Source organism: Chenggangzhangella methanolivorans (assembly GCF_019797865.1).
GTDB classification, from domain to species: domain Bacteria; phylum Pseudomonadota; class Alphaproteobacteria; order Rhizobiales; family Methylopilaceae; genus Methylopila; species Methylopila methanolivorans.
Genome location: NZ_CP081869.1, coordinates 872,674 through 899,604, shown reverse-complemented (window position 1 = coordinate 899,604; position 26,931 = coordinate 872,674). Strand labels below are relative to the sequence as shown.

Annotated in this window: 22 protein-coding genes and 11 pseudogenes; 22 read left to right on the top strand and 11 right to left on the bottom strand. The window is 70.4% G+C overall.

Translation table 11 applies throughout. The annotated features are described in order from the left end of the window. Positions 1 to 66 precede the first annotated feature (66 nt). Both K6K41_RS04765 and K6K41_RS04760 read left to right on the top strand, forming a co-directional pair. Entirely contained in the window at positions 67 to 1,044 is a 978-nt protein-coding gene (locus K6K41_RS04765) for a magnesium transporter CorA family protein (protein ID WP_261404109.1), read from the top strand. Between the two features lie 76 nt (positions 1,045 to 1,120). Continuing rightward, positions 1,121 to 3,468 (top strand): annotated as a pseudogene (locus K6K41_RS04760) (putative bifunctional diguanylate cyclase/phosphodiesterase). 4 nt (positions 3,469 to 3,472) lie between these two features. Here K6K41_RS04760 and K6K41_RS04750 read toward each other — a convergent pair. Continuing rightward, on the bottom strand, positions 3,473 to 4,225 hold the full coding sequence (locus K6K41_RS04750) for a helix-turn-helix domain-containing protein (RefSeq protein WP_261404106.1): 753 nt from the start codon (positions 4,223 to 4,225) through the stop codon (positions 3,473 to 3,475). A 199-nt stretch (positions 4,226 to 4,424) separates the two neighbouring features. On the opposite strand from K6K41_RS04750, the gene K6K41_RS04745 reads away from it, so the two are divergent. After that, complete coding sequence (locus tag K6K41_RS04745; protein WP_261404105.1) at positions 4,425 to 5,507, top strand: aldo/keto reductase; 1,083 nt, start codon at positions 4,425 to 4,427, stop codon at positions 5,505 to 5,507. Between the two features lie 8 nt (positions 5,508 to 5,515). On the opposite strand, the pseudogene K6K41_RS04740 reads toward K6K41_RS04745, so the two are convergent. Further along, positions 5,516 to 6,187: pseudogene (locus tag K6K41_RS04740) on the bottom strand (SDR family NAD(P)-dependent oxidoreductase). 253 nt (positions 6,188 to 6,440) lie between these two features. Beyond that, positions 6,441 to 7,063: pseudogene (gene pdxH / locus K6K41_RS04735) on the bottom strand (pyridoxamine 5'-phosphate oxidase). An 849-nt stretch (positions 7,064 to 7,912) separates the two neighbouring features. Between pdxH and K6K41_RS04730 the strand changes: the two are divergent. Then, positions 7,913 to 8,867, top strand: a pseudogene (locus K6K41_RS04730) (DnaJ C-terminal domain-containing protein). A 223-nt stretch (positions 8,868 to 9,090) separates the two neighbouring features. Here the strand turns inward: K6K41_RS04730 and K6K41_RS04725 are convergent. Continuing rightward, on the bottom strand, positions 9,091 to 9,300 hold the full coding sequence (locus K6K41_RS04725) for a hypothetical protein (RefSeq protein ID WP_261404104.1): 210 nt from the start codon (positions 9,298 to 9,300) through the stop codon (positions 9,091 to 9,093). A gap of 23 nt (positions 9,301 to 9,323) precedes the next feature. On the opposite strand from K6K41_RS04725, the gene K6K41_RS04720 reads away from it, so the two are divergent. Together K6K41_RS04720 and K6K41_RS04715 are read left to right on the top strand one after the other, a co-directional pair. After that, entirely contained in the window at positions 9,324 to 9,644 is a 321-nt protein-coding gene (locus tag K6K41_RS04720) for a hypothetical protein (RefSeq protein WP_261404103.1), read from the top strand. 113 nt (positions 9,645 to 9,757) lie between these two features. Further along, positions 9,758 to 10,381, top strand: a pseudogene (locus K6K41_RS04715) (LysE family translocator); the annotation flags it as partial. Positions 10,382 to 10,547: 166 nt separating this feature from the next. Here K6K41_RS04715 and K6K41_RS04710 read toward each other — a convergent pair. The 3 genes and pseudogenes from K6K41_RS04710 to K6K41_RS04700 form a co-directional block, all read right to left on the bottom strand. Further along, positions 10,548 to 10,781, bottom strand: a complete 234-nt coding sequence (locus K6K41_RS04710) for a MoaD/ThiS family protein (RefSeq protein ID WP_428978569.1) — start codon at positions 10,779 to 10,781, stop codon at positions 10,548 to 10,550. Positions 10,782 to 10,835: 54 nt separating this feature from the next. Then, a pseudogene (locus K6K41_RS04705) lies at positions 10,836 to 11,913 on the bottom strand (WD40/YVTN/BNR-like repeat-containing protein). An 86-nt stretch (positions 11,914 to 11,999) separates the two neighbouring features. Further along, positions 12,000 to 12,471: pseudogene (locus K6K41_RS04700) on the bottom strand (nuclear transport factor 2 family protein). A 261-nt stretch (positions 12,472 to 12,732) separates the two neighbouring features. Between K6K41_RS04700 and fabI the strand changes: the two are divergent. The 3 genes and pseudogenes from fabI (at position 12,733) to K6K41_RS04685 (ending at position 14,127) form a co-directional block, all read left to right on the top strand. Continuing rightward, positions 12,733 to 13,544 (top strand): annotated as a pseudogene (gene fabI, locus K6K41_RS04695) (enoyl-ACP reductase FabI). A gap of 8 nt (positions 13,545 to 13,552) precedes the next feature. Further along, on the top strand, positions 13,553 to 13,684 hold the full coding sequence (locus K6K41_RS30190; protein ID WP_428978568.1) for a histidine phosphatase family protein: 132 nt from the start codon (positions 13,553 to 13,555) through the stop codon (positions 13,682 to 13,684). Further along, the gene (locus tag K6K41_RS04685) at positions 13,681 to 14,127 is read left to right on the top strand and encodes a histidine phosphatase family protein (protein ID WP_428978591.1); all 447 of its coding nucleotides are present in this window, start codon (positions 13,681 to 13,683) and stop codon (positions 14,125 to 14,127) included. Before K6K41_RS30190 ends, K6K41_RS04685 begins: the two co-directional genes overlap by 4 nt. Positions 14,128 to 14,261: 134 nt before the next feature. On the opposite strand, the gene K6K41_RS04680 is transcribed toward K6K41_RS04685, so the two are convergent. Beyond that, a complete protein-coding gene (locus K6K41_RS04680) occupies positions 14,262 to 15,491 on the bottom strand; it encodes a class I SAM-dependent RNA methyltransferase (protein ID WP_261404102.1) in 1,230 nt (409 codons plus the stop codon). After that, positions 15,484 to 16,203, bottom strand: coding sequence for a TlyA family RNA methyltransferase (locus K6K41_RS04675; RefSeq protein ID WP_261404101.1), 720 nt, complete (start codon positions 16,201 to 16,203; stop codon positions 15,484 to 15,486). Before K6K41_RS04675 ends, K6K41_RS04680 begins: the two co-directional genes overlap by 8 nt. 156 nt (positions 16,204 to 16,359) lie before the next feature. Between K6K41_RS04675 and K6K41_RS04670 the strand changes: the two genes are divergently transcribed. The 5 genes from K6K41_RS04670 to K6K41_RS04650 all read left to right on the top strand — a co-directional run bounded on the left by K6K41_RS04670 (position 16,360) and on the right by K6K41_RS04650 (position 18,956). After that, positions 16,360 to 16,851 (top strand): hypothetical protein, encoded by a 492-nt coding sequence (locus tag K6K41_RS04670; protein ID WP_261404100.1) that lies wholly within the window; start codon positions 16,360 to 16,362, stop codon positions 16,849 to 16,851. A gap of 163 nt (positions 16,852 to 17,014) precedes the next feature. Continuing rightward, positions 17,015 to 17,725: a TIGR03808 family TAT-translocated repetitive protein gene (locus K6K41_RS04665; RefSeq protein WP_261404099.1), complete on the top strand. Its 711-nt coding sequence runs from the start codon at positions 17,015 to 17,017 to the stop codon at positions 17,723 to 17,725. 376 nt (positions 17,726 to 18,101) lie between these two features. Then, positions 18,102 to 18,248, top strand: a complete 147-nt coding sequence (locus tag K6K41_RS04660; RefSeq protein WP_261404098.1) for a hypothetical protein — start codon at positions 18,102 to 18,104, stop codon at positions 18,246 to 18,248. After that, a complete protein-coding gene (locus tag K6K41_RS29925; RefSeq protein WP_346433441.1) occupies positions 18,245 to 18,658 on the top strand; it encodes a transporter family protein in 414 nt (137 codons plus the stop codon). Before K6K41_RS04660 ends, K6K41_RS29925 begins: the two co-directional genes overlap by 4 nt. Beyond that, entirely contained in the window at positions 18,564 to 18,956 is a 393-nt protein-coding gene (locus K6K41_RS04650) for a transporter (RefSeq protein ID WP_346433450.1), read from the top strand. The genes K6K41_RS29925 and K6K41_RS04650 overlap by 95 nt, the downstream gene beginning before the upstream one ends. Before the next feature lie 125 nt (positions 18,957 to 19,081). Here the strand turns inward: K6K41_RS04650 and K6K41_RS04645 are convergent, their stop codons facing one another. After that, the gene (locus K6K41_RS04645; protein WP_378146888.1) at positions 19,082 to 20,092 is read right to left on the bottom strand and encodes an asparaginase; all 1,011 of its coding nucleotides are present in this window, start codon (positions 20,090 to 20,092) and stop codon (positions 19,082 to 19,084) included. Positions 20,093 to 20,213: 121 nt separating this feature from the next. Here K6K41_RS04645 and K6K41_RS04640 point away from each other — a divergent pair, with 121 nt between their 5' ends. From K6K41_RS04640 to K6K41_RS04595, 8 genes and pseudogenes are all read left to right on the top strand, one after another. Beyond that, entirely contained in the window at positions 20,214 to 20,513 is a 300-nt protein-coding gene (locus tag K6K41_RS04640) for a DUF7218 family protein (protein WP_261404096.1), read from the top strand. Further along, positions 20,513 to 21,565 carry a DNA topoisomerase IB gene (locus K6K41_RS04635; RefSeq protein WP_261404095.1) on the top strand — a complete coding sequence of 351 codons (1,053 nt, stop codon included), beginning with the start codon at positions 20,513 to 20,515 and terminating at the stop codon, positions 21,563 to 21,565. Before K6K41_RS04640 ends, K6K41_RS04635 begins: the two co-directional genes overlap by 1 nt. Before the next feature lie 125 nt (positions 21,566 to 21,690). Then, a pseudogene (locus K6K41_RS30185) lies at positions 21,691 to 22,473 on the top strand (lytic murein transglycosylase); the annotation flags it as partial. Between the two features lie 174 nt (positions 22,474 to 22,647). After that, a complete protein-coding gene (locus K6K41_RS04625) occupies positions 22,648 to 22,923 on the top strand; it encodes a peptidoglycan-binding domain-containing protein (protein ID WP_261405643.1) in 276 nt (91 codons plus the stop codon). A gap of 212 nt (positions 22,924 to 23,135) precedes the next feature. Next, positions 23,136 to 23,366: a hypothetical protein gene (locus tag K6K41_RS04620; protein ID WP_261405906.1), complete on the top strand. Its 231-nt coding sequence runs from the start codon at positions 23,136 to 23,138 to the stop codon at positions 23,364 to 23,366. A gap of 297 nt (positions 23,367 to 23,663) precedes the next feature. Next, positions 23,664 to 24,464, top strand: coding sequence for a mitochondrial fission ELM1 family protein (locus K6K41_RS04615; protein ID WP_261404094.1), 801 nt, complete (start codon positions 23,664 to 23,666; stop codon positions 24,462 to 24,464). Continuing rightward, positions 24,454 to 25,425: pseudogene (gene trxB / locus K6K41_RS30180) on the top strand (thioredoxin-disulfide reductase). The gene K6K41_RS04615 and the pseudogene trxB overlap by 11 nt, the downstream one beginning before the upstream one ends. A gap of 129 nt (positions 25,426 to 25,554) precedes the next feature. Further along, positions 25,555 to 26,444, top strand: a pseudogene (locus tag K6K41_RS04595) (LysR family transcriptional regulator). Positions 26,445 to 26,532: 88 nt separating this feature from the next. Here K6K41_RS04595 and K6K41_RS04590 read toward each other — a convergent pair. After that, positions 26,533 to 26,862, bottom strand: coding sequence for a hypothetical protein (locus K6K41_RS04590; protein ID WP_261404093.1), 330 nt, complete (start codon positions 26,860 to 26,862; stop codon positions 26,533 to 26,535). Positions 26,863 to 26,931 lie beyond the last annotated feature (69 nt).

The window sequence follows — 26,931 nt, the reverse complement described above, 5'->3', positions numbered from 1 at the left end:
GTCCGCTTGATCTGCGGAGCGGAGGCGAGACATCCCCTCCCGTTATCGTCCAACGGAGCCCCAGCGGTGCTGATCGCCTACGCCCATCGCCCCGGCGGGCTGGAACGCGTCGCGTCCGAAGTCGGGCGGCCGCTGCCGGAGGGCGTCGTCTGGATCGATCTGCTGGAGCCGACCGCGGAGGAGGACCGCTTCGTCGAACAGACGATCGGCGCGAGCGTGCCGACGCGCGAGGAGATGGTCGAGATCGAGCCGTCGAGCCGGCTCTATGTCGACGGCGTCGGCCGTTACATGACGGCGTCTCTCATCTGCAACGTCGACGCGCTGTCTCCCAACTTGTCCGCCGTCACCTTCATCCTGACGCCCAAGGCGTTGGTGACGGTGCGCTACGACACACCGAAGTTCGAGCTGTTCGCCTCCCGGGCCTGCAAGGCGCAGAGCTCGCCGAGCCTGACATCTCCGGAGGGCGTCCTGCTCGGCCTGTTCGACGCCGTCATCGACCGCACGGCCGACATTCTCGAGATCGTGGGGTCGGAGGTCGACCAGCTGTCCGCCACCATTTTCCGAAGGGTGGGCGCGCAGGCCTACCGCAAGCCCTACACCGATCTCCTGAAGCAGATCGGCCGCAAGGGCGACCTCAACTCCAAGGCCCGCGAGAGCCTCGTCACGTTGCAACGCGTCCTGCTCTATCTTGCGGCCGAGATCGACGGGCGCGCGCCTTCGAAGGAGACGCAGAAGCAGCTGAAGCCGATGCAGCGCGACGTCGCCTCGCTGATGGAGCACGCCAATTTCCTGAACGACAAGATCACGTTCCTGCTCGACGCCATGCTCGGAATGGTGGGCCTCGCGCAGAACGACATCGTCAAGCTGTTCTCGGTGATGGCGGTGGTGTTCCTGCCGCCGACGCTGGTGGCGTCCATCTACGGAATGAACTTCGAGAACATGCCCGAGCTCAAATGGGCCCACGGCTATCCGATGGCGCTCGGGTTCATGGTGCTGAGCGCCATCTTGCCCTACCTCTTCTTCAAGTGGCGTCGGTGGCTCTGACGCTCCCGGCCGCTTACCAATTGTTATCGGGGCGTCGGTAACTATCGCAGGGGAAGATTTCTCCCTGCGGGGTTCCATGCCCTTCTCTGCGCCTGCCTTCGCACATGAACTTGCGCCGTTCGCCTTCGCGGCGGTCGCGTCGCTGTGCCTGATCGGCGGGGCGCTCGCCGTCTATTATCTCGGTCGCCTCACCGATCCGCAGGATCGGGCGAGCCGGACGAGCGCGGCCGTCATCGCCGCGGTCACCGTCGCCGCGACCATCTGGTGCGCGCATGTCGTCGCGATCCTGGGCGTCGACGGCTCCGCCCTCGTGGGCTACGACCCGCGGATGACGGCTGCGGCCGCTGTCGTGGCGCTCGTCACGGCGGCGCTCGCGATGACGCTCTACGGGGCGAACGGCGGCTCCGCCGCCTCGGCCGGCGTCGCGCTCGGCGCGGGCGTCGCGGCGGTGCATTACGTCGGCGTCGCCGCGATGCGCGGGCCCGGCCGCTTCGCGCTCGAAAACGGCGAACTCGCGATCGGCGTCGCGCTCTCGGTCGGCGCCGCGGCGGGCGCGTTCTGGATCGCGGCGAAGATCGAACGACGGGCGGGCTTCGCGCTCGCCACCGCGCTCTTCGCCGCCGGCGTCACCGGTTTCCACGTCATCGCGGCCGACGCCCTGTCGTTCGCCGCCAATCCGCGGCTCGCGCCGAGCGGCCTCATGGTCGGCCAGGAAGCGCTCGAGCTGGTCGCGGCGCTGGTGTTCGCCGCCGTGGTCATCGGGGCGTCCGTCGGCCCGGCTCTGCGCGCCCGGCTCTCCTCGGGCCGCTCCGCCGCGCGCGAACGCGCCTTCGCCGACCTGACGCGCGAGGGCATCGTGATCTGCGAGGACGCGCGCATCGTCGACGTCAATCTCGCGGCCGCGCGCTTCGTCGGGCTCGACCCCTCGGTGATGCGCGCCCGCGCGCTCCGTGACTTCCTCGACGCGCCCGATCCCGACCGCATCCTGTCGGCGAGCCTCGCCAAGCCCCAGGAAGTCGCCGTGAAGGCGATGGGAGGCGAGGCCTCCTGGGTCGAGATCTCGAGCCGCGACGTCGCGATCGAGAACCGCCAGCGCCGGGTCTTCACGCTGCGCGACCTCTCCGAGCAGAAGCGCAACGAGCACCAGATCCGGCATCTGGCCTATCACGACCCGCTGACCGGCCTGGCCAACCGCGCGGCCTTCGGCGAGGCGCTGTCCTCGGCGCTGAAGCGCGGCGGCGAGGTGGCGCTGTTCTGCGTCGACCTCGACAAGTTCAAGGAAGTGAACGACGTCTTCGGCCATTCGGCCGGCGACGACATCCTCCGCACGGCCGCCCGCCGCCTCACCGCGGCCGCGCCGGACTGCATGGCGTTCCGCCTCGGCGGCGACGAGTTCGTGATGATCGGCACCGGCGCCGACGCCGGCGACGCCGACAAGGTCGCGTTGCGCGTCACCGAGCGCCTCAACACCGACACGGTGGTGGCCGGCCGCACGATCCGCTGCGGCGCGAGCGTCGGCTATGCGGTCTATCCCCATCACGGCGGCGACGTCGACACGCTGTTCTCCAACGCCGACGCCGCGCTCTACCGCGCCAAGGCGGACGGGCGCGGCCTCGCGCGCGGCTTCGAGCCCGAGATGGACCTCGCGCTTCGCGAGCGCCGGGCGCTGCAGCAGGACCTCACCACCGCCATCACCCGCGGCGAGATGTTCCTGCACTGGATGCCGCAGGCCAACGCCAAGACCGGCGAGATCGTCGGCTTCGAGGCGCTGATCCGCTGGAAGCATCCGACCCGCGGCGTGGTGCCGCCGGTGCAGTTCGTGCCGGTCGCCGAGGAGACCGCCGCGATCGTGCCGATCGGCGAGTGGGTGCTGCGCACCGCCTGCCGCGAAGGCATGAAATGGGCGAAGCCCGGCAAGGTCGCGGTCAACCTGTCGCCGGTGCAGTTCCAGCACGGCGACATCGTGGAGCTCGTCCATTCGATCCTGATCGAGACCGGTCTGCCGGCCGCCCGCCTCGAGCTCGAGATCACCGAAGGCGTGCTGCTCGACAACCTCACCGGCGCGCTCAACACGCTGCGGCGTTTGAAGGCGCTCGGCGTGCAGATCGCCATGGACGACTTCGGCACCGGCTACTCGTCGCTCAGCTACCTGCAGGCCTTTCCGTTCGACCGGATCAAGACGCCTCGTTCATCCGCACGCTCTCGACCAGCCCGCAGGCCAAGGCCATCGTGCGCGCGGTGATCGCGCTCGGCGAAAGCCTCGAAATGCCGATCACGGCCGAGGGCGTCGAGACGCCGGAGCAGCGCGCCTTCCTCGCCGAGCTCAACTGCGAGGAGATCCAGGGCTATCTGGTCGGCCGTCCGAGCCCGGTGGTCTCGTTCGAATCGCCGTTCTCGCGCCAGCGGATGCTCGCGGCCGGCTGAGGCTTCAGCCGCCGCCCGCCTCAGAAGGGCGGCGACCTGCGATCGCGCGGAAAACGCGCGCGAAATGGCTCTGGCTCTCAAAGCCCACCTTCGCCGCGACCTCGCCGACCGAGGCCTCGCCCGTCCGCAGCAGCCGCGCGGCGAGCTCGACGCGCCGCTCCTGGATGAAGCGCAGCGGCGTCGCGCCGGTCGCCTCGCGAAAGGCTCGGTGGAAGTGGCCCGCCGACATGCCGGCGACCTCCGCGAGCTCCGCGATCGAGATCTGCCGGTCGAGATGCGCCTCGACATGGTCGCGCACCCGCTTCAGCTTCCACCGCGGCAGCGCGGGCGTCCGTCCGGCCCGTTCGGCCGAAACGCCCGCGCGGCGGGCGACGTGGCGCGCGAGCGCGAACGCCATGGTCTCGGCGTAGGCGGCGTCGACCGCGCCGTCGGCGCGATGCATGCGGTCGATCTCGCCGACGATCGCGAACACCACCGGATCCTCGACATTGCTGAAGGGCGCGAGCCGCGCGGCGGTCTCGAGCGGCCCGAAGGACGCGCGCGACAGCGAGATCGAGGCCCATTCGGCCTCGACATGGTCGAGCGTCAGGCGCCGCTCGCAAAAGGCCGGCAGGAACGAGACGGCGCCGGCGCGGTCGGGCCCGTCATAGCGGTGGCCGTCGTCGGCGACGACGGTGAGCCGCTTCGCGCCGCCCGAAAGCGTCACCAGCAGAAGGTGGTCGTCGCTGCGCGTCACGCCCTCGACGCGGCGCGTCATGGGCCGTCGTCCGGCGTCGAAGCGGCCGCCCCCAGATCGCCGATCGACGATCCTGCGCTTCGGGCTCGTGCACGCGGCGAAACATCTGCGGTCCATCCGGAAAGATCAGGATCGCGTCCCGCGGATCAGGATCGCGCGCGCGCCGAGCTTCGCCGAAAGGCTTAGGCGATGGCAAGGACATCACGCCCCGGAGCGAGCCATGCCGTTGACGACCCCGACACTCAGCCGCCGCGGCGTGCTTAGCGGAGCCGCAAGCCTCGGCGCGGCCTCCGCTGTCCTGGCCGCCGGCCCCGCGACGTCGCCCGCCGCGGCCCAGACGCCCGCCGCCGGGCCGGCGCCCGTTCCGGCCGGCGACGTGATCTCCCGCGCGATCCCGCGCAGCGGCGAGGTCCTGCCCGCGGTCGGGCTCGGCACCTTCCTCACCTTCGACGTCGTTCCGGGCCAGAAACGCGGCCACCTCATCGAGGTCGTGCGCCGCTTCCGCGCCGCGGGCGGCCGGGTGATCGACACGTCGCCGCTCTACGGCTCCGGCGAGATCACCGTGGGGGCGGCGCTCGCCTCGATCGAGGGGACCGACGACGTCTTCGTCACCAACAAGATCTGGTCGACGGGCGAGTATCTCGCCGACGACAGCCATGCGCGCCGCAGCCTCGACCAGAGCCTCGGGCGGCTCTGGCGCGAGAAGATCGACGTCATGCAGTGCCACAGCCTCGTCAATGTCGACGTCGTGGTCCCGCTGATGAAGGCCTGGAAAAAGGAGGGGCGGGTGCGCTTCGTCGGCGCCTCGCACCACGAGAACGCCTATCAGAGCGTGCTCGCGGGCTGGATCGGGCGCGGCGGGCTCGACTTCGTGCAGGTCAACTACTCGATCGCCAACCGCGCCGCGAGCGTGCTGAAGGAGGCGGCCGCCAAGGGCTGCGGCGTGCTAATCAACATGCCGTTCGAGAAGGCGCGCCTGTTCAAGCTCGTGGAGGGCCGTCCGCTGCCGGACTTCGCGGCCGACATCGGCGCGAAGAGCTGGGCGGCGTTCTTCCTGAAGTTCGTGCTCGGCCATCCGGCCGTGACCTGCGCGCTGCCTTCGACCTCGAACCCCGACCATCTCGTCGAGAACATGGAGGCGCTGCGCGGCCCGCTGCCCGACGAGGCGATGCGGGCCCGCATGATCGGCCACATGGAGAGCCTGCCGGGCTTTGCGGAGCTCATGTCCACGCCCTGGTATCCGGGCAAGCGCTATCCGGGCCTCATCGCCCGCGCGCAGGCCGAGCTCCGCGCCCGCGCCTGAGTGCAGCCTCAGACGTGCTGGCCGCCGTTGATGTGGATTTCCGATCCCGTCACGTAGGACGAGTTCTCGGTGCACAGGAAGTAGATCGTCTTCGCCACCTCGTCGGGCGTGCCGAGGCGGCGGAGCGGGATCTGCGCCACCAGCTTGTCGGTGCCGGGCGACAGGATCGCGGTGTCGATCTCGCCCGGCGCGATCGCGTTCACGCGCACGCCGAGCGGCCCGAAATCCGCCGCCATCTCGCGGGTGAGGGCCGCAAGCGCCGCCTTCGAGGTGGCGTAGGCCGCGCCGGCGAAGGGATGCACCCGCCCGCCGGCGATCGAGGTGACGTTGACGATCGAGCCGCGGGCTGCGGTGAGCTCGGCGGCGAGGCCGCGCCAGCATGATGGGCGCGAAGAAATTGACCTGGAACACCGTCTTCCAGTCGTCGAGCCCGGTGTCGATCGCGTTCATGCGCTCGCGGTTGGGGCCCTTCGGCTGATGCCGGCGTTGTTAACGAGCGCATGCAGCGCGCCGCCTTCGAGGCGCTCGCGGACGTCGGCGATCGCCTCCACGGTGTTGTCGACGTCGGCGAGATCGACCTGGATGTGGTCCTCGGGCCCCGCGCCCCAGGGGCATTCTTCCGGAAAGGCGTGGCGCGAGCAGGTGATGACCCGCCAGCCGGCGGCCGAGAAGCGCTTCACCGTCGCATGGCCGATGCCCCGGCTCGCGCCGGTGAGCAGCAGCGTCTTGCGCGGCTCGTTGGAGCCGGCGCGCCGCGGCATGGCGGACGGCGCGGGGTCGGCGCGTGCGGAGCCGCCACCGCGCCGGCGCTTGCGGCCGACAGCGAGCCCATCTGCTGCGGGCCGGCGTCGCCCGCGCGCTGGCCGGTGAACGGGCACAGCGCGCCGTCCTTCGTTTTGTCCGCGCCTTCGGGGCCGGACCGCTTGTCGTCGGTCATGGATAGAGCCTCGTGCGGACCCAGGGCGCGGCCGCCCCGGCGCGCGTGAAGACCGCGCGATCGTGCAGACGGTAGGGCATGTCGAGCCAGAACTCGACCGATGTGGGGACGATGCGCCAGCCCGTCCCATGCCGGGCGCGGCGGCTCGCGGTCCTCGAACTCGGCCTCGCGGGTCGCCACCGCCTGCTCGAGCTCGGAGCGCGAGGCGAGCGGGCGGGACTGGATCGAGGCCCATGCGCCAATGCGGGAAAGCCGCGGGCGGCTCGCGTAATAGGCGTCGGCCTCGTCGGCCGAGACCTCCTCGACGGGGCCGCGCACGCGCACCTGCCGGCGCAGCGACTTCCAGTGGAACACGGCGGAGGCCTTGGGCTGGCCCTGCAACTCCCGCCCCTTCGCGCTGCCGCGGTTGGAGTAGAAGACGAAGCCGCGGGCATCGAGTCCGTTCAGCAAACACCATCCGGACATCCGGCAGCCCTTCGGCGTCGACGGTCGCGAGCGCCATGGCGTTCGGATCGTTGATCTCGCTATCCTTGGCTTCGGCGAACCAGGCCTCGAACAGGGGATAGGGATCCTCGGCCTCGTGGAGGGCGACGGAGGCCGCCGGAAGGTCACGCGACATTAACTGCTCCTCGCCTTTACTCGCCGGGCGATCCTGGAGTTTTCGAGTACCGATGCGTAGCCACGATCCGCACGCGACGCTTGCGACCAGATCTACACGAGCGCCCCGCCCGCCGCGAGGCCGGCTGTCGGCCGTCGCCGCCGCGGCCGCGCTGTCGCTCGGCCTTGGCGCCTGCAGCGTCTCCTATCCGATCTACGGCTCCGACGACATCAAGACCGGCAGCGTCGACGCGTCGCGCGCGGCCGTGACGCCCCGCTCCGAAGGACGCGGTCGCCTCGAGCCCGCTCGCCCCGCCGCCGGGCGCGAGCGCCGCCGCGCCGGCCGCGCAGGCCAGGCCCGTGGCCTACGCGCCCGCGTCCAAGAAGGACGACGACCCCGCCATCACCCCCTCGGACTGGGCCTACGCCCGCGGAGCGCTGAGCCTTGCGATGGGCGCGGACGCGGTGAACGCCTCGGTGCCGTGGGCGAACCCCGACACCGGCGCCTACGGCTCGTTCTCGGCCTCGGCCGGCGCGACCACGGAAAACGGCGACCCTGCCGCTCCTTCGCCGCGAGCCATTCGGGCGGCGGCCACGAGCAGCCGAAGGCACGGCTTGCCGCACGGCGGCCGGCTACTGGGAAGCCGTGGCGCTCAAGACGACGGCGAGCCGCACGCTCTGAGCGCGTGTTTGCGGACGCCGGATCGGATCCAAGCACGCCGTTCGCTTGCGCGACGCTCCAGTTTCGCTCTTCCTGCGTCGGCACGACTGTTGCATTCGGGTGACAGGCGCCCACATTGAGGGAGACGGCGTCCGCGGGTTAAGTCTGCGCGACGACGCCCCCTCGAACCGACGGATTCCATAGACCGCGATGCGCGACCCCTACGCCGTGCTCGGCGTCGCCAAGACTGCGAGCGAAGCCGACGTCAAGAAGGCTTACCGCAAGCTCGCCAAGACCTGGCACCCCGACCAGAAGCCCGACGACCCGAACGCCAAGGAGAAGTTCGCGGAGATCGGCTCGGCCTATGAGCTGCTCTCCGACAAGGACAAGCGCGGGCAGTACGACCGCGGCGAGATCGACGCCGACGGAAAGCCGCGCTTCCAGGGCTTTGGGGCGGAGGCGGCCCTTGGGCGCAGCGCGCCGGCGGCCAGCGCCACGAGTTCGATTTCGGCGGCGGCGGTCCGTTCGGCGGCGGCCGGCGCGGCCAGCCGGGCGGCAACGACGACATCATCGACGAGATCCTCGGGGCTTTTGGCGGTCGGCGCTCGCGCGCCGAGAGCGCGTTCGGCGGCGGCGGCCAGGCCCCGAAGGGCGAGGATCTGCGCGCCGAGGTCACCGTGCCGTTCCGCGACTGGGCGCTCGGCGCGAAGACGCGCGTGCGCCTGCCGAACGGGCGCGAGCTCGAGGTCTCGGTGCCGGCCGGCGTCGAGGACGGCAAGACCATCCGCCTGAAAGGGCAGGGCGGCCAGTCCGGCTTCGGCGGCGAGGCCGGCGACGTGCTTATCGTCGTCCATGTGGGCAAGGATCCCGCCTTCAAGGCGGAGGGCAAGGACGTGCGCGTCGAGGTGCCGATCACGCTCTATGAGGCGGTGCTCGGCGGCAAGGTGCGGGTGCCGACGCTCGACGGACAGGTGGAGATGAAGGTGCCGCCCGGCTCCGACGGGGCGCGCACGCTGCGCCTGCGGGGCAAGGGGTGCAGGCGAAGTCCGGCGCCGGCGACCTGCTGGTCGAGCTTCGCATCGCGCTGCCCAAGGGCGGCGACGCGCGCCTCACCGAATACGCCGAGGCGATGCGCGACAACGCGCCCTACGACCCGCGAGGGTAACCCGATCACCATCCCGTGGGTCGCCGCCCGCATGACTGGCCTCGGCTGCGACCGGTTCTAGAACCGGTTGCAGACAACCGGGGAGAACGGCTTGGCGAGTTTCGCGGACGAGGTGGCGGCGTCGCTGCCCGAGGGCTTCGAGCTTCCGGACGCGTTCCGGAAGATGTTTCGACTGGATGGAGCCGAGAGGGCACGTCGAGACGGTCGAGGAGATCGGGCTCAGCTATGTGGGCTTGTTTCCGAAAAAGGCGACCCGGGCGGTCTGAAGTCCTGCATCGCCTTCAGCACCAACGAGTCCGACTGGTTCGGCGGATGGCTCGCCAATGACGAGCCGGACGTCGCCGATCGCGTCGCCGTCATCATGCAGACCGGCGGCGACGGCTCCCGCGCGGGTCTCTGGCTCGACGACGAGGGGCGCCAGCGCATCGTGCATATGGGGTCGGCTCCGGCTCCACGATGGTGTGCGTGCTGCCCGACGACCCCGTCGAGATCCTGCGGCTGTGCGCCATCGGCTACGACGAGCTCTGCTGGCCGGAGGACTACGGGCTGACGCCGTCCGAGATTAGGGAGCGGAGGGCCGTCAGGGATGACGACGGCGAGCTGGTCGTTCCCGACCCGAACGAGGTCGAACCGGTCGCGTTCCGCGCCTGGGTCGAGACGACGTTCGGCGTCACGGTTCCGGCGACGGCGTCCGAAATCGTCGCGACCACCGCGGACATGGACGACGAGACGTCCGACGATCCGTTCTGTCGCTGGACGCGCGAATACTCGGGCTGAAGGGCCGTCGCCCATCGCAGGCGCGAATGGGCCTCATGAGGATCATTGGTTGGACCGGCGGCGGGCGCGGGCGCATCTTTTTCGGATCGCCCGCCCACAGCCGGAGATCCGCCATGCCCGAACCCACGACCCTTCTCGCCTTCGCGGCGGTGGCGCTCGGCATGGTGCTGACGCCCGGGCCGAACATGATCTACCTGATCTCGCGCTCGATCTCTCAGGGCGTGCGCGCGGGTCTGATCTCGCTCGGCGGGGTGGCGCTCGGCTTCGTGTTCTGGGCGATGTCGGCGGCCTTTGGCCTCACGGCGCTGCTGCTTCTCGTGCCCTACGCCTATGACGCGCTCCGCATCGCCGGCGCGCTCTATCTCGCATGGCTCGCCTGGGAGGCGATCCGCCCCGGCGGGCGCTCGCCGTTTCAGGTGAGCAAGCTTCCGGCCGCGAGCGGCAGGCGGCTGTTCGTGATGGGCTTCGTGACGAACCTGCTGAACCCCAAGATCGCGATGGTCTATCTCGCGCTGCTGCCGCAGTTCGTGGATCCAGCCGCGGGTTCGGTGCTGACCCAGACGCTCGCGCTCGGCGCGGCGCAGATCCTGGTGAGCGTCTCGATCAACGCCCTGATCGCGATGACCGCGGGAACGATCGCGGCCTTTCTCGCCGGCCGCCCGTTCTGGGCGGTGGTCCAGCGCTGGCTGATGGCGACGGTGCTGGGCGCGCTCGCGGTCAGGATGGCGCTCGACGCGGCGCTGAGCGCGGACGACGCGCCGCCGTCATCCGGCCGAAGAGCCGGGATCCATGAACGCCGAACGGCGGAAAGTTTCGAGCCGTCAGCGGCGATGGATCCCGGGTCAAGCCCGGGATGACGGTCTCAGGTTCCAGAGCGCGTCGTCGGACGATGGCGCCCTCGCCCTACCCCCCGCTCACCGCCGTCAGGATGACCACCTCCGCGCCAGGCAGCAGCTTGGCGTCGAGCCTGGCGCGCTTGCCGTCGACGAAGACGTTCATGTGCCGACGGATCGCGGGGCGGGAGTCGCAGATGCGGTCGCGCATGCCCGGCCAGCGGGCGTCGAGCGCGTCGACCATCTCCTTGACCGACGCCGGCAGATCCACCTCGCGGTCGGCCTCGGGAAACAGGCGAACCAAGCGGCGACAGCCGCACGGTGACGGGCGGGGCTTTGCTTTCCTGCGAGACGCCGCTCATCGCTCCACCACCAGCGTCTCGACGGACGAGATCGACGGCAGGTGGCGGGCGACGCAGTCCCAGGTCTCGCCCTCGTCGCGGCTGGCGTAGAGCTCGCCGGAGCCGGCCGAAATAGACGCCCGCCGGCTCCAGCCGGTCGACGGCGAGCGCCTGCCGCAGCACGTTGAGATAGGCGTTCTTCTGCGGAAGCCCCGCGCGCTTGTCGGCCCATGTCGCGCCGCCGTCGCGCGTCTTCCAGGCGGCGGCCTTGGCGTCGGGCATGTAGCGGCCGTGGATGTCGCCGTTGAGCGGCAGCAAGTAGAGCGTCTCGGGATCGCGCGGGTGGACGGCCGCCGGGAAGCCGAAGCTCGACGGCAGGCCGTTCTCGATCGAGGCCCAGTTTTTCCCGCCGTCGTCGGAGCGGTACATGCCGCAATGGTTCTGCTGGTAGAGCCGGCCCGAGCCGCCCGGCGCCATGACGATGCAGTGCACGCACTGGCCGAACTCGGGATATTTTTGGCCTTCGGGCAGGAAATCGCAGCGCGTGCCGGAATTGCGCGGCTCCCAGGTCTCGCCGCCGTCGCCCGTGTGGAACACGCCGACCGACGACATGCCGACCCAGATCTGCTTCTCGTCGTCCGGGTCCGGCACGATCGAATGCAGGATCAGCCCCGCGCCGCCCGCCTGCCATTCGGGCCGGGTCGGATGACGCTGCAGACCCTCGATCGGGCTCCAGGAGGCCGCCGTCGTCGCTCGAAAACAGCCCGGCGGGCGAGACGCCCGCGTAGAGCCGGCCATGGCCGGCGGCGAGACTCCAGACCGCGGTGATCGGGTCGTGGCCTTCCGGATAGGCGAGGCCCTGGCTCGAATGCGACCAGGTCTCGCCGAGATCCTCGGACTTCCAGACCGCCGGCCCGAACCACTCATTGCCGCCGCCGGCGTAGATCGTGCCGGTTCGGGGAACGCCGACCACATGGTTCTCGGCCATGTCTCGCAGAACGGACCGGACAGCTCCCAGTCCTTCCGCGCGGCGTCGCTCTTCAGGATGAACGCGCCCTTCTTGGTTCCGAGCAGAACAAGCACCATCGCGCCCATCTCGGCCTCCCTTTCGTGTCGTCACACGAGGCAAGGACGTTCTGAGCATCGCCGATCCGACAGGCGAGGGCGATTCTTTTCGGGCTTCAGAGACCGAGTTCGGTCAGTCCCGGAAAATCCTCCGGCCGCGGGCCCTTGGGCCACAGGAACTTGCGCTCGCTCTCCTTGATCGAAACGTCGTTGATCGAGGCCTCGCGGCGGCGCATCAGGCCGTTCTCAGCGAACTCCCACTGCTCGTTGCCGTAGGAGCGGAACCAGTCGCCCGCAGCGTCATGCCATTCGTACTGGAAGCGCACCGCGATGCGGTTCTCGTGGAAGGCCCAGAGCTCCTTGATCAGCCGGTACTCCTGCTCCTTCCGCCACTTGCGCGTCAGGAACTCGACGATCGCCGGACGCCCGGCGAAGAACTCCGAGCGGTTCCGCCAGGTCGAATCCTCGGTGTAGGCGAGCGAGACCTTTTCCGGGTCGTGGGTGTTTCCAGGCGTCCTCGGCCTTGCGGGCCTTCAAGGCCGCCGAATCGCGGTCGAAGGGGGGAAATGGCGGGCGGGCTTCGGACATCGCGGATCTCGCCTGTTGATCATTTGGATAAATCGCGCGCAAGACGATCATGGCGCGGCGTCCGCGGTCAATGCGGGATCGTCCGCCGGCGCTCGATTTAGAGGAGGCGGGCGGTATCGCGATGCGAAACGCGGCGTGACCTCGTCGGACCTCGGACGGCTTGATGCGGGTCGACGGCCTGTGTCATAGCCAGCCCGTCCAAACGACGTGTCGAAGCAGCGCCGAGGCTCGTTCCCCGGCGCCCGCGCAAGAGGTGGGTTCATGACCGATGTCCGTGGCCTGATGGCCGGCAAGCGCGGCCTCGTCATGGGCGTGGCGAACAATCGGTCGATCGCCTGGGGCATCGCCAAGGCCTGCGCGAACGCCGGCGCGAAGCTCGCCTTCACCTACCAGGGCGACGCCTTGAAGAAGCGCGTCGAGCCGCTGGCCGCCGAACTCGGCGCGGAGGTGGTCGGCCATTGCGACGTCACCGACGCCGCCTCCATCGACGCGGTGTTCGACAAGACCGGCGAGGTTCTGGGCGGGCTCGACTTCCTGGTCCACTGCGTCGCGTTTCCGACAAGGACCAGCTCGACGGCCGCTATCTCGAGACCACGGCCGACAACTTCAACAAGACGATGTTCATCTCCTGCTACTCGCTGACCGCGGTGGCGCAGCGGGCCGAGAAGCTGATGGGCGGCGGCGGCTCGATCCTGACGCTGACCTATTACGGCGCGGAGAAGTGGATGCCGCACTACAACGTCATGGGCGTCGCCAAGGCCGCGCTCGAGGCCAGCGTGCGCTATCTCGCGGCCGATCTCGGCCAGCAGAACATCCGCGTCAACGCGATCTCGGCCGGTCCGATCAAGACGCTGGCGGCGTCGGGCATCGGCGACTTCCGCTACATTCTCAAGTGGAACGAATACAACGCCCCGCTCCGCCGCACCGTCACCATCGACGAGGTGGGCGACTCGGCGCTCTACCTGCTCTCCGACATGGGCCGCGGCGTCACCGGCGAGGTCCACCACGTCGACGCCGGCTACCACATCGTCGGCATGAAGAACCCGGAAGCGCCCGACATCTCCGTGGTCTGACGCGCTCGATGGCGCCGCTGATCTTCGTCCGCCACGGCGAGACCGACTGGAACGTCGCCGGCCGCCTGCAGGGCCGCACCGACACGCCGCTCTCAATCCGAAGGGCCGCGACCAGGCGGACTCCGTCGGCCGCGCGCTGAGGGACGTTCCGGACATCTCCGATCGCGTCTTCCTCGCGAGCCCGCTCACCCGCGCCGTCGACACCATGCGCCGCATGCGCGCGGCCATGGGGCTCGATCCGGACGGCTTCTCCACCGACGAGCGGCTCGCCGAGATGTCGTTCGGGCGCTGGGAGGGGCTGACGTTCCGCGAGATTGGCGAGCGCGAGCCCGCGGCCATGAAGGCGCGCGAGGCCGACAAGTGGTCCCACGTGCCGCCGGACGGCGAGAGCTACGTGCAGGTCTGCGAACGCGTCGGCGCGCTGCTCGGCGGGCTCGACCGGCCGGCCGTGCTGGTGAGCCATGGCGGCGTGGCGCGCGCGGTGCTGGCGCTTTGCGGCGCCGACCGGACGAAACTCGCCGACATCCGCATCCAGCAGGGCAGGGCGCTCGCGATCGAAGACGGCCGGTGGCGCTGGATTTGATCTGCTCCTTGTCCCGGCCTTGAGCCGGGACCCAGAACCGTTGTCGTTTCAAGAAAAGGCCTTCGCCAGGGAGCCTCATCCGGCGCGCGAACCGCTTCTGGGTCCTGGCTCAAGGCCGGGACATGGGAGGCGCTTCACCTCCTGAACGTCGCCACCGTCTCGACATGCGCCGAGTGCCGGAACTGGTCGATCGGCACGGCCCGCTCCAGCCGGTAGCCGCCCGCGATCAGGATCGCGGCGTCGCGGGCGAGCGTCACGGCGTTGCACGAGACCGCGACCACCGTCCGGACCTTCGAGGCCGCGAGCTGGCGCGCCTGGGCTTCGGCGCCGGCCCGCGGCGGGTCGAACACGACGGCGTCGAAGCGCGACAGCTCCGACGAGGTGAGCGGCCGGCGGAACAGGTCGCGGGCCTCGGCGGTGACGCGCTTCAGCCCCTGCGCGCCCCTCGCGGCGGCGTCGAGGGCGGCGATCGCGGGCTTTTCCGTATCGGCCGCATAGACTTCGGCGCGCTCGGCGAGACGCAGCGCGAAGGCGCCCGATCCGCAGAAAAGATCCGCGACGCGCTTGGCCTTGCCGACGCCCTCGAGCGCAAGTTCCGCGAGGGTCCGCTCGCCGAGCTCGGTCGCCTGCAGAAACCCGCCGGGCGGCGGCGCGAGACTTGCGCGGCCGACGGCGAGCGTCGGCTTGCGCCGCGCCACCACCGCCTCGCCATGGATCGAGAGGCGGGAAAGGTCGAGCTCTTCGGCGAGCCGGACGAGCTTCAGCCGCATCGGCTCGGGCAGGGGGCCGAGGCCGCGGACGTCGAGATCGAGCCCGGTGTCGGTCGCGGTCACCGCGAGGTCGAGCGGCTTGCCCTTGCCGAGCAGCACGGCGGCGACGGCGCGCGCGGCCGGCAGCGCCCGGGCCATGGAGGGCGCGAGCAGCGGGCAGTCTGAGAGCGCGATCACCGAATGGCTGCGCGCCTCCGAGAAACCGACCACGGACCGCCCGTCGGGTCCGCGCCGTGCGTGGAAGGTCGCGCGGCGGCGGCCGGCGCCGTGGGCGTCGACGCAGGGTCCGACCAGCCCCTCGCAGGCGACGCCCTCGCGCGACAACGCCTCCATGAGGAGATCCCGCTTCCAGGCGAGCGCGGGACTCTGCGCGAATTCCTGCGTGGCGCAGCCGCCGCAGCGGCCGACTTCGGGACAGTAGGCCGCAACGCGGTCCGGCGAGGGCCCACCACGTCGAAGGGCGGCGCGTTCGCCGTTCCGCTCGACCGACACCAGTTCGCCGGCGAGCGCGCGGGCGACGAACAGCGGTCCGTCGGCCGTCGAGGCGACGCCGTCGCCGCGCGCGAGGCGTTCGATCCGCACGAGCTCAGCCACGCGGGCCCCTCCGTCTTGCTGCGAGAAGATATTCGACGTTGCCGTCGCCGCCTGAGATCGGCGAGGGCGCGTGGCCGAGAACCGTCAGTCCGAGGCTCTCGACCAGCGCGACCGCGCCTTCGAGCGCGCAGCCGCGCGCCTCGTCCTTCACGATCCCGCCCTTGCCGATCTCCTTGCGGCCGACCTCGAACTGCGGCTTCACGAGCGCGACGAGCGTCGCCTCCGGCGCTGCGAGCGCGAGCGCCGCCGGCAGCACCGCGGAGAGCGGCGCGAAGCTGACGTCGACGACGACGACGCCCGGCGGCTCGGGCAGGTCGGCGGCGGCGAGCGCGCGAATGTCGGTCTCCTCGCGGCTCGTCACGCGCGGATCGGCGGCGACCTTCGGATGAAGCTGGCCCCGGCCGACGTCGACGGCCGTGACGTGCGCCGCGCCTCGTTCAAGCAGAACCTCGGTGAAGCCGCCGGTCGAGGAGCCGACGTCGAGCGCATGGAGGCCCTTTGGCGACAGCCCGAACAGGTCGAGCGCGGCGCTGAGCTTCACGCCGCCGCGCGAGACGTAAGGGTGCGCCGGCTCGGCTTCGATCGCAGCGTCGGCGGCGAGCATGTCGGAGGCGCGGCGCACGGTCTCGCCGCCTGCGCGCACGAGGCCCGCGGCGATCGCGGCCTGCGCCTTGGCGCGGCTTTCGAACAGGCCGAGCTCGACGAGCAGCACGTCGGCGCGGCGGCGGGGCGGGGGCTGGGCGTCATGGTTCGGCGCACCCTTAGCAGACCGGAGGCCCCCGCGCTCAAGCGCCTGCGATTTCCCGAAAGCGCGGCGGCCGCATAGGATCGCCCCGTCCCGCAGTCGCCGGGGCCCGGGGGATGCCGCGTGGACCGTTCCGTCGCCGTCGAGATCGACGCGCTTCGCCGCCGCCTGCTGCTCGGCGCAGGCGCGCTCGCGGCGCTGTCGGCGGCCCCGACTTACGCCCAGGCTCTGCCGGGCGCGCTCGACGCGGCCTCGATGGGCGTGAAGCCGGGCGACGCCGACCAGAGCCGCGGCCTCCAGCGGGCGCTCGACCGCGCCGCGCGCGACGGGCGCCCGCTCGCGCTCGCGCCCGGCCTCTACCGCGCCGCAGGCCTCACGCTGCCGGACGGAACCGTTCTGGTCGGCGCGCCGGAGCTCACCCGGATCGAGCTCGTCGGCTCCGGGCCGCTGATGACGGCGCAGGGCGCGCGGCGGGTCTCGCTGCGCGGCGTCGCGCTCGACGGCGCCAATGTCCCGGCCGGGCAGGAGATCGGCGTGCTGGCGGCCGACGACGTGCAGACGCTGACGCTCGACGAGGTCGCCGTGACGGGGCGGGCGGCAGCGCCATCGTGCTGAACCGCGTCGGCGGGGCCGTCCGTCAATGCCGCATCGAGGGCGCCCGCCACGCGGGGCTGTTCGCGCTCGACGGCCGCGGGCTCTCGGTCGCGGACTGCGTCGTCCGGAACTGCCGCAACAACGGCGTGGGATCCGCCGCTCGATCAAGGGGCCGGACGGCTCCGTGGTCTCCCGCAACCGCATCGAGGACATCGGCGCGCTCGACGGCGGCCTCGGCTGGAACGGCAACGCCGTCAACGTGTCGAAGGCCGCCGGCGTGATGGTGGCCAACAATTCGATCCGCCGCGCGGCCTTCAGCGCGGTGCGCGCCCACGAGGCGGACGACGCCGTGATCACCGACAATCTCTGCCTCGACAGCGGCGAGACCGGGATCTACGCCGAATACGGCTTCTCGGGCGCGGTGATCTCCGCGAACCTCGTGGACGGGGCCGCGAACGGCGTCTCGGTCGTCAACTTCAACGAGGGCGGCCGGCTCGCGACCGTCTCGGCGAACCTTGTCCGCAACCTGTTCCGCCGCAAGAACCTCGACGAGCCGGGCGAAGGCTATGGCGGCGGCATCGGCGTCGAGGCCGACACCGCGGTGACCGGAAACGTCGTCGAGAACGCCCCGGAGATCGGGATCCTGGCGGGCTTCGGACCGTATCTTCGCGACGTGACGGTGTCGGGCAACGTCGTGCGCGCCTGCGGCGTCGGGATCGGGGTTTCGGTCGTAGAAGGCGTCGGCGCGGCCTCGGTCGTCGGCAACACTATCTCTGGTTGTCGTCTCGGGGCGGTTCTTGGATACCGCTGGCGCGAGGTTGTGACCCAGGATCTGACTCTCGCGGGCGGCGACAGGCGATCGGGGCTCCTGGTGTCCCAGAACGCGGTTCGTTAAGGCCTCATTTACAGTTTCACGACGCTCTCGAAGCGGGCGTCCTGCAACCAATTGGATTTCTTATAGTTTGCCCAATTCTCGGGCGCCGACTGCCCTCAAAGCCCGGCGTTTCTTGGCTGCCACAGTTGCGACATTTCAGAGACAGTTTGGGGCGGAACGGCGTCGCGAAGACGTGAATCCGGTAGCAAACGCCGCCTAAAAAATGTCCTCTGAGGAAGGCGGCGCCGAGTCGGGGGCGCACGTTGAGCCTATCGGTTGTGGTCCGACAGTTCGAATTCGGGACGGACGACACCGCACCGGAAGGCGAAGACGAAACAAAGCAATGCTCGGAGAGGCGGCGTTCCCGGCAGGGCGCCGATCGGAGGAAAAAGGCAACATGAAGAAGTTTCTGAAAATCGCGGCCGCGGGCGTGTTCGCCCTCGCCGCCACCACCTCGGCGGCCTTCGCCGGCGCGACTGCGCAGCCCGGCAGACCGTCGGTCTGGCCAGCGGCGCGCCGCTCCCGGAAGGCGTCTACTTCGTGAACACCCTCGACTGGGGTGTCCGCAAGCTCCCGGGTCAGGACGCCAAGTCCCTGGTCACCATTCCGATCATCGCCTGGTCGACCCCGTGGTCGATCTTCGGTGGCAACCTGCAGCTGATCGGCGCGACCCCGGCGATCCACGCCGACGGTCCCGGCGCGGCTGACAACTACGGCTTCTACAACCCGATCCTCGCGGCCCGTATCGCTTGGGATCTCGGCGGCGGCTTCGGGCTTCAGCTACCTGTCGGGCAACTACTTCAACGTCGGCGAGCGCGGCATCCGCGTCCCCGCCAACACCTGGCGTCAGGACTTCGCGATCTCGTACACCGGCGACGGCTGGAACCTGACCGCGAACCTGCTCTGGGGCATCACCTGGGACACGTCGAAGTTCGCCGGCAACAAGACCGCTAACGGCTTCAACCTCGACCTGACCGCCACGAAGACCTTCGGCAAGTGGGAAATCGGCGCCGTCGGCTTCGGCTCGACCGAGTACGATCGTCCGAACAACGCGCTCGGCGGCAAGATGAAGCAGTTCGCCGTCGGCCCGCTCGTCGGCTACAACTTCGGCCCGGTCATCCTCCAGGCCTACCTGACGCGCGACGTCTACCAGCGCAACATGGGCGGCAAGGACACCCGTGGCTGGACCCGCGTGATCATCCCGCTGTGGACGCCTGAGACCCCGGCCGCCCCGCTCGTCACCAAGTACTGAGACGAGCGGAACGGCTGATCCTCAGGGATCAATGAGACGGGGGCGCCTTGTGCGCCCCCGTTTTCGTTCGCGCTGCGGCCTGGTCCCGGAAGACGGCGCGCCGCTCGTAGCCCCGCGGCGAGGCGCTATCGCAGCAGCGCGTCCGCGGCGCGGACCTCGCCGACCTCCTTGCCCGCGACGTTGCGGAGCGGGCGCCGGACTCGGTCCGCGAGCCAGTCGCCGGCGTCGCCGGTCGGCGCGAGCAATCGGGCGAGCACCGCCGCCATCGCGGTCTCCGAGGCGCGGGCCGCGCCGTCGTCGATCTTGATCGCGATCCCGAGCCCGAGCGCTGGAAGCGCCGCCGCATGGACGCCCTCGGCCCCGACCTTGACGAACACCGCGTCGCCGAGCGCCTGGATCGCCTGCGTGTCGAAGCGCCCGGTCCCGGAGACCTGGTTGGGCGCCGACCACACGGCCGCCATCAGCCGCCGCGCCGCGGCCGCGCGCGCCGGCGTCAGCCCCTGGCCCGATCCGAAGCGCGCAAAGCCCCGGGCGATCGCGACGAGCGGCATAGCGTAGGTCGGGACGCCGCATCCGTCCGTGCCGACCGGCGCGCTGGCGAGGCTCGCCCCGGTCGTCGCCTCGATCGCGGCCGTCACCTCGCGCTGGACCGGATGGGCGGCCTCGACATAGCCCGCAGGCGCGACATCCATGGCGCAGGCGAGGCACAGAAAGCCCGCATGCTTGCCCGAGCAGTTGTTGTGCAGCGGGCTCGGCCCCACGCCGCTCGCGGCGAGCGCCCGCGCCGCCGTGTCGCTCAATGGCCAGTGAGCGCCGCATTCGAGCGCCGCGTCGTCGAGGCCGAGCCGCGCCAGCGCCCCGGCCGCGGTCGCCACATGCTCGGGCTCGCCGGCATGGGAGGCGCAGGCGAGCGCGAGCTCGGGCTCGGCGAAGCCGAAGCGGTCCGCCGCCCCGCTCTCGACGAGGGGCAGCGCCTGGAGCGCCTTGACGGACGAGCGCGCAAACACGGGCCGCTCGACGTCGCCGAGCGCCAGCACGGTCGCGCCGTCGGCGTCCACGACCGCGACGGCGCCGCAGTGCCGGCTTTCGACCGCGAGCCCGCGGGTGACTTCGACGAGCGTGGGGGAGGGGGCGATGGCGGCGTCCTCGGTCAGGGGATGGCGTCGCGCAATCTAGCGCGCGTCGTTCGAAAGGCGCGGGAACGGAGTCTCCCGCGCCCGAGTTGAGGTCTCGTCGACTTCGCGAGGGAGGCGAAAGATGGCGGCGACGAAGGCGTCCAAAAAATCTCCGAAAGACAATCCGTCGATCAAGAATCCGGAGGTCTATGAGGCGCTGCGCGAACAGGGCGCGAGCCCCGAAAAGGCCGCGCGCATCTCGAACGCGCAGGCGAAGTACGGAACCAAGGGCAAGAACGCGCCCTCGACCAAGGGCGGCAAATCGCCGGACTACGAAGAGTGGCGGCGCGACGACCTCTACGCCAAGGCCCGCGAGATCGGCCTCGCCGGTCTTTCGCGCGCGAGCAAAGGCGACATCATCCACGCGCTGAGGACGCATTGATGGCGGGGCCGGACGACGATGCGGCCTCGGTCGAAGAAATCGCGCGCGAGGCCGGGCTGAAGATCGCCTCGGCCGAAGACCTCGACATCACGCGTCGCCGGTCGGGCAAGGGCTTCTTCTACATCGACGGGAACGGCAAGCGGATTTCCGACGCCAAGGTCGTGGCCCGCATCAAGTCGCTGGCGATCCCGCCCGCCTATGAGGACGTCCGGATCGCGGCCGATCCTGCGCTCCATCTGCAGGCCGTCGGCAAGGACGAGGCGGGGCGGACGCAATACCGCTACCATCCCGACTGGGACGCGGTGCGCGAGACCCGCAAGGTCGAGCGGCTCGACCGGGTGATCGAGGCGCTGCCGAAGCTCCGCCGCGCCCTCGAGCGCGACATGGCGAGCCCGAAGCTTTCGAAGACCAAGGCGCTTGCGGCCGCCGTCGCGCTCATCGACGAGACCCACATCCGCGTCGGCTCCGAATCCTACGTCCGCACCAACAAGGCGCACGGCGCCTCGACGCTGCTCAAGCGCCACGTGAAGGTGCGCGGCGAGGCCGTCGAGCTCGCCTTTCGCGGCAAGGGCGGCAAGGACGTTCGCCTGCGGATGCGTTCGCCGCGGCTCGCTCGGGCGCTGGGGCGCGTCGGCTCGCTGCCGGGACGCCGCCTGTTCCAGTACAAGGATCCGGACGGCAAGGTGCGCCGCATCACCTCGGTGGACGTCAACGCGTATATCCGCGAGATCACCGGCCTGCCGGTGACCGCCAAGGATCTTCGCCAGCTCGGCGCGAGCGCGAGCGCGGCCGAAGAGCTCGTGGAGCTCGACCCCGCGACGAGCGAGACCGGCCGGCGCCGTCAGCTCGCGACCGTGATGCGCGCAATCTCCGACAAGCTCGCCAACACGCCTGCGGTGGTTCGCAAGTCCTATGTCCACGCGGTGGTGGTCGAGGGCTTCGCGTCCGGCGCGCTCAAGAAGGCGCATGAGGGCGCGCGCGGGCGGCCGGGCCTGCGACGGGCGGAGAAGACGGTGGCGCGGCTGGTCGAGCGGATGAAGCGGGGGCGCTGAAGCGCCTCAATTCACGCCGATCCGCGCCAGAATGACGTTTCGCCTTGTCTTCGCCGATATTCTCGCGCGAATGAAACGGCGGTCGCCGTCGCGGCGCCGCATTCGTTTCTGTCCGGGATGCTTGGATGACGCCTTTCGTCCGTCGCGCAGCGCTCGCTTTCGTGTTCGCGCTTCCGGCCGCCTCCGCCATGGCCGCCCCTCCGCCCGCCGACGTGACGGCCGCGCCCTGCGGCGGGGACTTCGACGGTTGGCTCGAGGGCGTGAAGAGCGAGGCGCGCGCCGCAGGCGTTTCGGACCAGGCGATTGCGCAGGCGCTCGAAGGCGTGCGGATCGAGCCGAAAGTGCTGGCCGCCGACCGCGGCCAGTCGGTGTTCAGCAGACCTTCCTGCAGTTCGCCGGCCGCATGGCCGCCGCCCCGCGGCTGCCCAACGCATCAAGCAGGTGAAGGCCAAGCGCGACATCTTCGATCAGGTCGAGAAGACCTATGGGGTCCCGGCCGAGGTGATCGCGGCGTTCTGGGGCCTCGAGACGATTTCGGCGGCAATCTCGGCAGTTCGACACCCGCAAACGCGCTGGCGACGCTGGCCCATGACTGCCGGCGGCCAGCCTTCTTCCGGCCTCAGCTCATCGCCGTCATGAAGATCGTCGACCGCGGCGACCTCGCGCCCGCCGACATGCGCGGCGCCTGGGCCGGCGAACTCGGCCAGACCCAGATGATGCCGGTCGACTATGTCCGCTCCGGCGTCGACGCCGACGGCGACGGCCGCGTCGATCTCATGAAAAGCCTGCCCGACGCGCTGAACTCGGCGGGCAAGTATCTCGCCGACCTCGGCTGGCGGCGCGGCGAGCCCTGGCTGCAGGAGGTGGTCGCGCCCGCCGACATGCCGTGGAAGGAGGCCGACATCGACATCAAGCACCCGGTCTCGCAGTGGGAAAGCCTGGGGCGTGAAGCCGCGCAACGGGCGCGCTCGCGCCCGACGGCGCGCCCGCCGCGCTGCTGCTGCCGATGGGCAAGAACGGGCCGGCGTTCCTCGCCTACCAGAACTTCGACGTCTACAAGACCTGGAACCAGTCCTTCATCTATTCGACGACCGCGGCCTATCTCGCGACCCGCATCGCCGGCGCGCCGCAGATCTCGGAAGGCAACGCCCCGGTTCGTCCGCTCGGAAGCGACGAGCTCAAGGAGCTCCAGCGCCATTACGTGCGCGGACGGCTGGCTGCCGGAGGACGAGGTCGACGGCAAGCTCGGCGGCGACACGCGCCGCGCGACCCGCAAGGCGCAGGAGAAGCTCGGCCTGCCGGCCGACGGCTATCCGACCGTCGAGCTCCTGCAGGCCCTCAACGCCTCTCGCGGCTGACCTCAGCCCGCCACGAACCGCGAAGACTGCGCCGATCTGGGGGCGGTTTCGCATCTTCTGCGCTAGTTTTCTTGACGGCGAAGAGTTCTGGTTGCGCGAACGCCGCGCAGCTCCAGAAAAGTTTTATCGGATACGTGCAACTACGCTCTTGTCGATGCGCTTGTCTGCGGAGGACCCTAGATCAGCAAGTGGTTCGAGGGGCTTTGGGCGGAATGAGCGCTTCGACGTTTCTTAACGACTGCGATTTCGACGCGCTGGTCGATACGCTTCACGCGTTGACCAACGCCATGCGCGACCGCGGCGACATCGATCGCTGGCAGATCCGGCTGGCGCTCGGCGAGCACGGCGTCGCGCCGGCGGGCGCGGCCGGCGATTTCGACGAGCGCCTCGCGCAGAGCCTTGGGGCCGCGCGGCGCGGCTGGAGCGGGCGCGACGCCGCCTGAGCCGTCTCTCCGCGAAGGCTGTGCGTAGCGCGCATGGCCCGTCTTCTTGGCTTGCATGGCGAGGCTGCGCGGCCGATTGTGCCTGAATGCTTCGGGCATGGGCCTGACGGACGGGGACGCCGACGACGAGACGCGCTGTCTCGGCGTCGCGGAGGCCGTCGCCGACCGCGTCGAGCGCCGCCATGTCGCGCCGCGCGCGCCCTGGCGCTGGCTCGCCCCCTTCGGTCCTATCGATCCGCGTGACGCGCCGACCGCGCCGCCGGCCCGATCGCGCCGCGCCGCGGCTGGCCGGACGTCGTGGTCGCGAGCGGGCGGCGGGCCGCTCCCTATCTCGCAGCCGTCAAGCGCGCGTCGCGATCGCGCGTGGTCACCGTTTTCCTCGGAGACAGCGCGCTCGGCGCGCGCGCGGCCGACATCGTCGCGGTGGGCGAAGGATCGCGGCTGAGCGGCCTCAACGTGGTGCGCACGGTTTCGGGCCCGCACCGGATCGACGCCGTGCGCCTCGCCGCGGCGCGCGGGGGCGACGCGCTGGGACCCTCCGACGCCCGCGCGCGCGTCGCGGTGCTGCTCGGCGGGCGGTCGGGCCGCGCGTGGCAGGAGGAGGGACGCGCGGCGCCTCGCGGCCGGCCTCGCACGGCTTGCGGCCGACGGCGCGACGGTGCTCGCGGCGGCCCGGCGGGAGGCTCCGGCGGCGCTCGATCTGGCGGCGCGCGAGGCGGCCGCCTATCTGTGGGACCGCGCGGTCCCGATCCCCGCGTCGCGCTTCTCGCCCATGCCGACGCCGTCGTCGTCGCGGGCGACGACGCGCTCGCGGTCGACGAGGCGGTGGCGACCGGCCGGCCGGTCTTCGCCTTCCGGCCGACCGGACTGAAACGGGCCGCGGCCGCCCATCTCGACAGGCTCGCGGCGCATGGCGTCGTGCGGCCCTTCGCGGGGCGGCTCGAGGCCTATGGCTACGCGCCGCTCCACGCCGCAAGCGAGATCGGCCGCGCGGGGCGGCGCTCGCCGCGACGCGCGAGGCGCTGCGGCCAAGAAACGAACGGCGCGCGGCGCCGCTCAAGCGTGAAACGAACGGACCGACGACCCGATGAGCTCTGAAAAGATCACCCACGCCCGCCTCGTCATCATCGGTTCGGGCCCGGCCGGCTGGACCGCCGCGCTCTACGCCGCGCGCGCCATGCTGGAGCCGGTCGTGATCTCCGGCCTCCAGCCCGGAGGCCAGCTCACCATCACGACCGAGGTCGAGAAACTATCCGGGCTTCGCCGAGCCGATCCAGGGGCCGTGGCTCATGGAGCAGATGCAGACCCAGGCCGAGCGCATGGGAACCCGCACGCTGCAGGACCACGTCGCCAAGGTCGACTTCTCGCGCCGCCCCTTCGTGATCGAGACCGAGAGTTCGGGCCGCATCACCGCGGACGCCGTGGTGGTGTCGACCGGGGCCCAAGCCAGATGGCTCGGGCTGGACAGCGAGGAGACCCTTCAAGGGCTACGGCGTGTCGGCCTGCGCGACCTGCGACGGCTTCTTCTTCCGCGGCAAGGAGGTCGTGGTCGTGGGCGGCGGCAACACCGCGCTCGAGGAGGCGCTGTTCCTGACGAACTTCGCCTCGAAGGTGACGCTCGTGCATCGCGCGAGAGCTTCCGCGGCGAACGCATCCTTCAGGACCGCGTCTTCGCCAATCCGAAGATCGAGGTGGTGTGGAACGCGACCGTAAGCGAGATCCTCGGCAACGCCGGCATGCCGCCGAAGGTCACCGGCGTGAAGCTCGTCGACGCGCGTACCGGCCAGCCGACGGTGAGGTCCGCCGACGGCGTGTTCGTCGCGATCGGGCACCAGCCGGCGACAGAGCTGTTCCGCGGCCAGCTCGACATGAAGCCCTCGGGCTATCTCAAGGTGACGCCGGGAACCTCGCTCACCAACGTGCCGGGCGGTTCGCCGCAGGCGACGTCGCCGACGAGCATTACCGCCAGGCCGTCACGGCGGCGGGCATGGGCTGCATGCGGCGCTCGACGCCGAAACGCTTCCTCGCAGCCGAGGAGGCCGCCCGCACCGCCGCGTGACGGCGCGGGTTTTCCAATCGGGTCACGGTTTTTTCAGCCTCGCGAAAGGGGCCTGAAAGGACCGAGATCCTAGAATGGCGTAAACGCCCTCCGCTTGAGGGACATGTGCGAGCCCTTGCGGGGACAGGAATGGACTGGGACAAGCTGAGGATCTTCCACGCGGCGGCCGACGCCGGCAGCTTCACCAAGGCGGGCGAGACGCTTGCGCTCAGCCAATCCGCGGTGAGCCGTCAAGTCTCGGCGCTCGAGCACGACCTCAAGGCGCCGCTGTTCCATCGCCACGCCCGCGGGCTGATGCTGACCGAGCAGGGCGAGCTGCTGTTCCGCACCACGCAGGACGTGTTCTCCAAGCTCGAGCAGGCGCGCTCGATCCTCACCGACAGCCGCGAGCGGCCGCACGGGGTCCTGAAGCTCACCACGACGGTCGGCTTCGGCGGCGCCTGGCTCGCGCCGCGTCTCGGCCAGTCATGGAGCGCTACCCGGACATCCAGGTGCAGCTCATCCTCACCGACGACGAGCTCGACCTCGGCATGCGCGAGGCCGACGTCGCCATTCGCCTGCGCGCGCCCACCCAGCCGGACCTGATCCAGCGCCGGCTGTTCACGGTGCACTATCACGCCTACGCCTCGCCCGAATATCTGAACTCCCACGGCCAGCCAGGCGGTCTCGACGAGCTCGACCAGCACCGCATCATCGAGTTCGGCGGGCCCATCCCGTTCTTCCTGCAGTCGATCAACTGGCTGAAGACCGCGAACCGCGCGCCCAAGAACCCGCGGCTCGCCAGCCTCACGATCAATTCGGTCGCGGCCATCAAGCAGGCGTGCGAGCGCGGCGTCGGCCTCGCGGTCCTGCCAGATTATCTCCTCGACGAGACCTCGAACCTCACGCGCATCTTCACCTCGATGGAGATGCCGGCGCTCGAGGCCTATTTCGTCTATCCCGAGGAGCTCAAGAACGTCGCGCGCGTGAACGTGTTCCGCGACTTCCTGCTCGAGAAGGCGCAGAAGTGGTCGTACTGAGAGGCGCGGCCGGACGCGTCACGTGACCGGGATCACGACGAAAAACCGACTGCCGCCGGCAGACCGAAGTCGATCGCATTCTCGAAGCTCATGCAAAAGCACCAGCGGTAGCGCTCGCTGACGAAATAATGGTGCTGCGGGAGCTCAGGACGATCGGCATGATCTCGATCATGTCGTCCATGTCGGCCTGAACGGCGAGCGTGGTGACGCCGTCGCCAGCGTAGATCACGCGTCCCGAAAGGCCGTGAACGTCGCGCTGTTCCCGGAAGAACGACACGAACCGGCTGGTCCAGTCCGGCTCGTCGCCGCTCCCGCCCTGCACGCGCAGCTCCAGCTTTCGCCAGTCGATCCGGCTGTCGGCGAGCGGGTAAAGCCGGGCCAACATCTTGAAGACCTCGCCGTCCGGGCCGATCGACACGGCGCCGCGGGCGAGGCGATCACGCAGTTCGTTTCTCAGCTCGTCGTCATGCCATGTCATGGTTCGTCG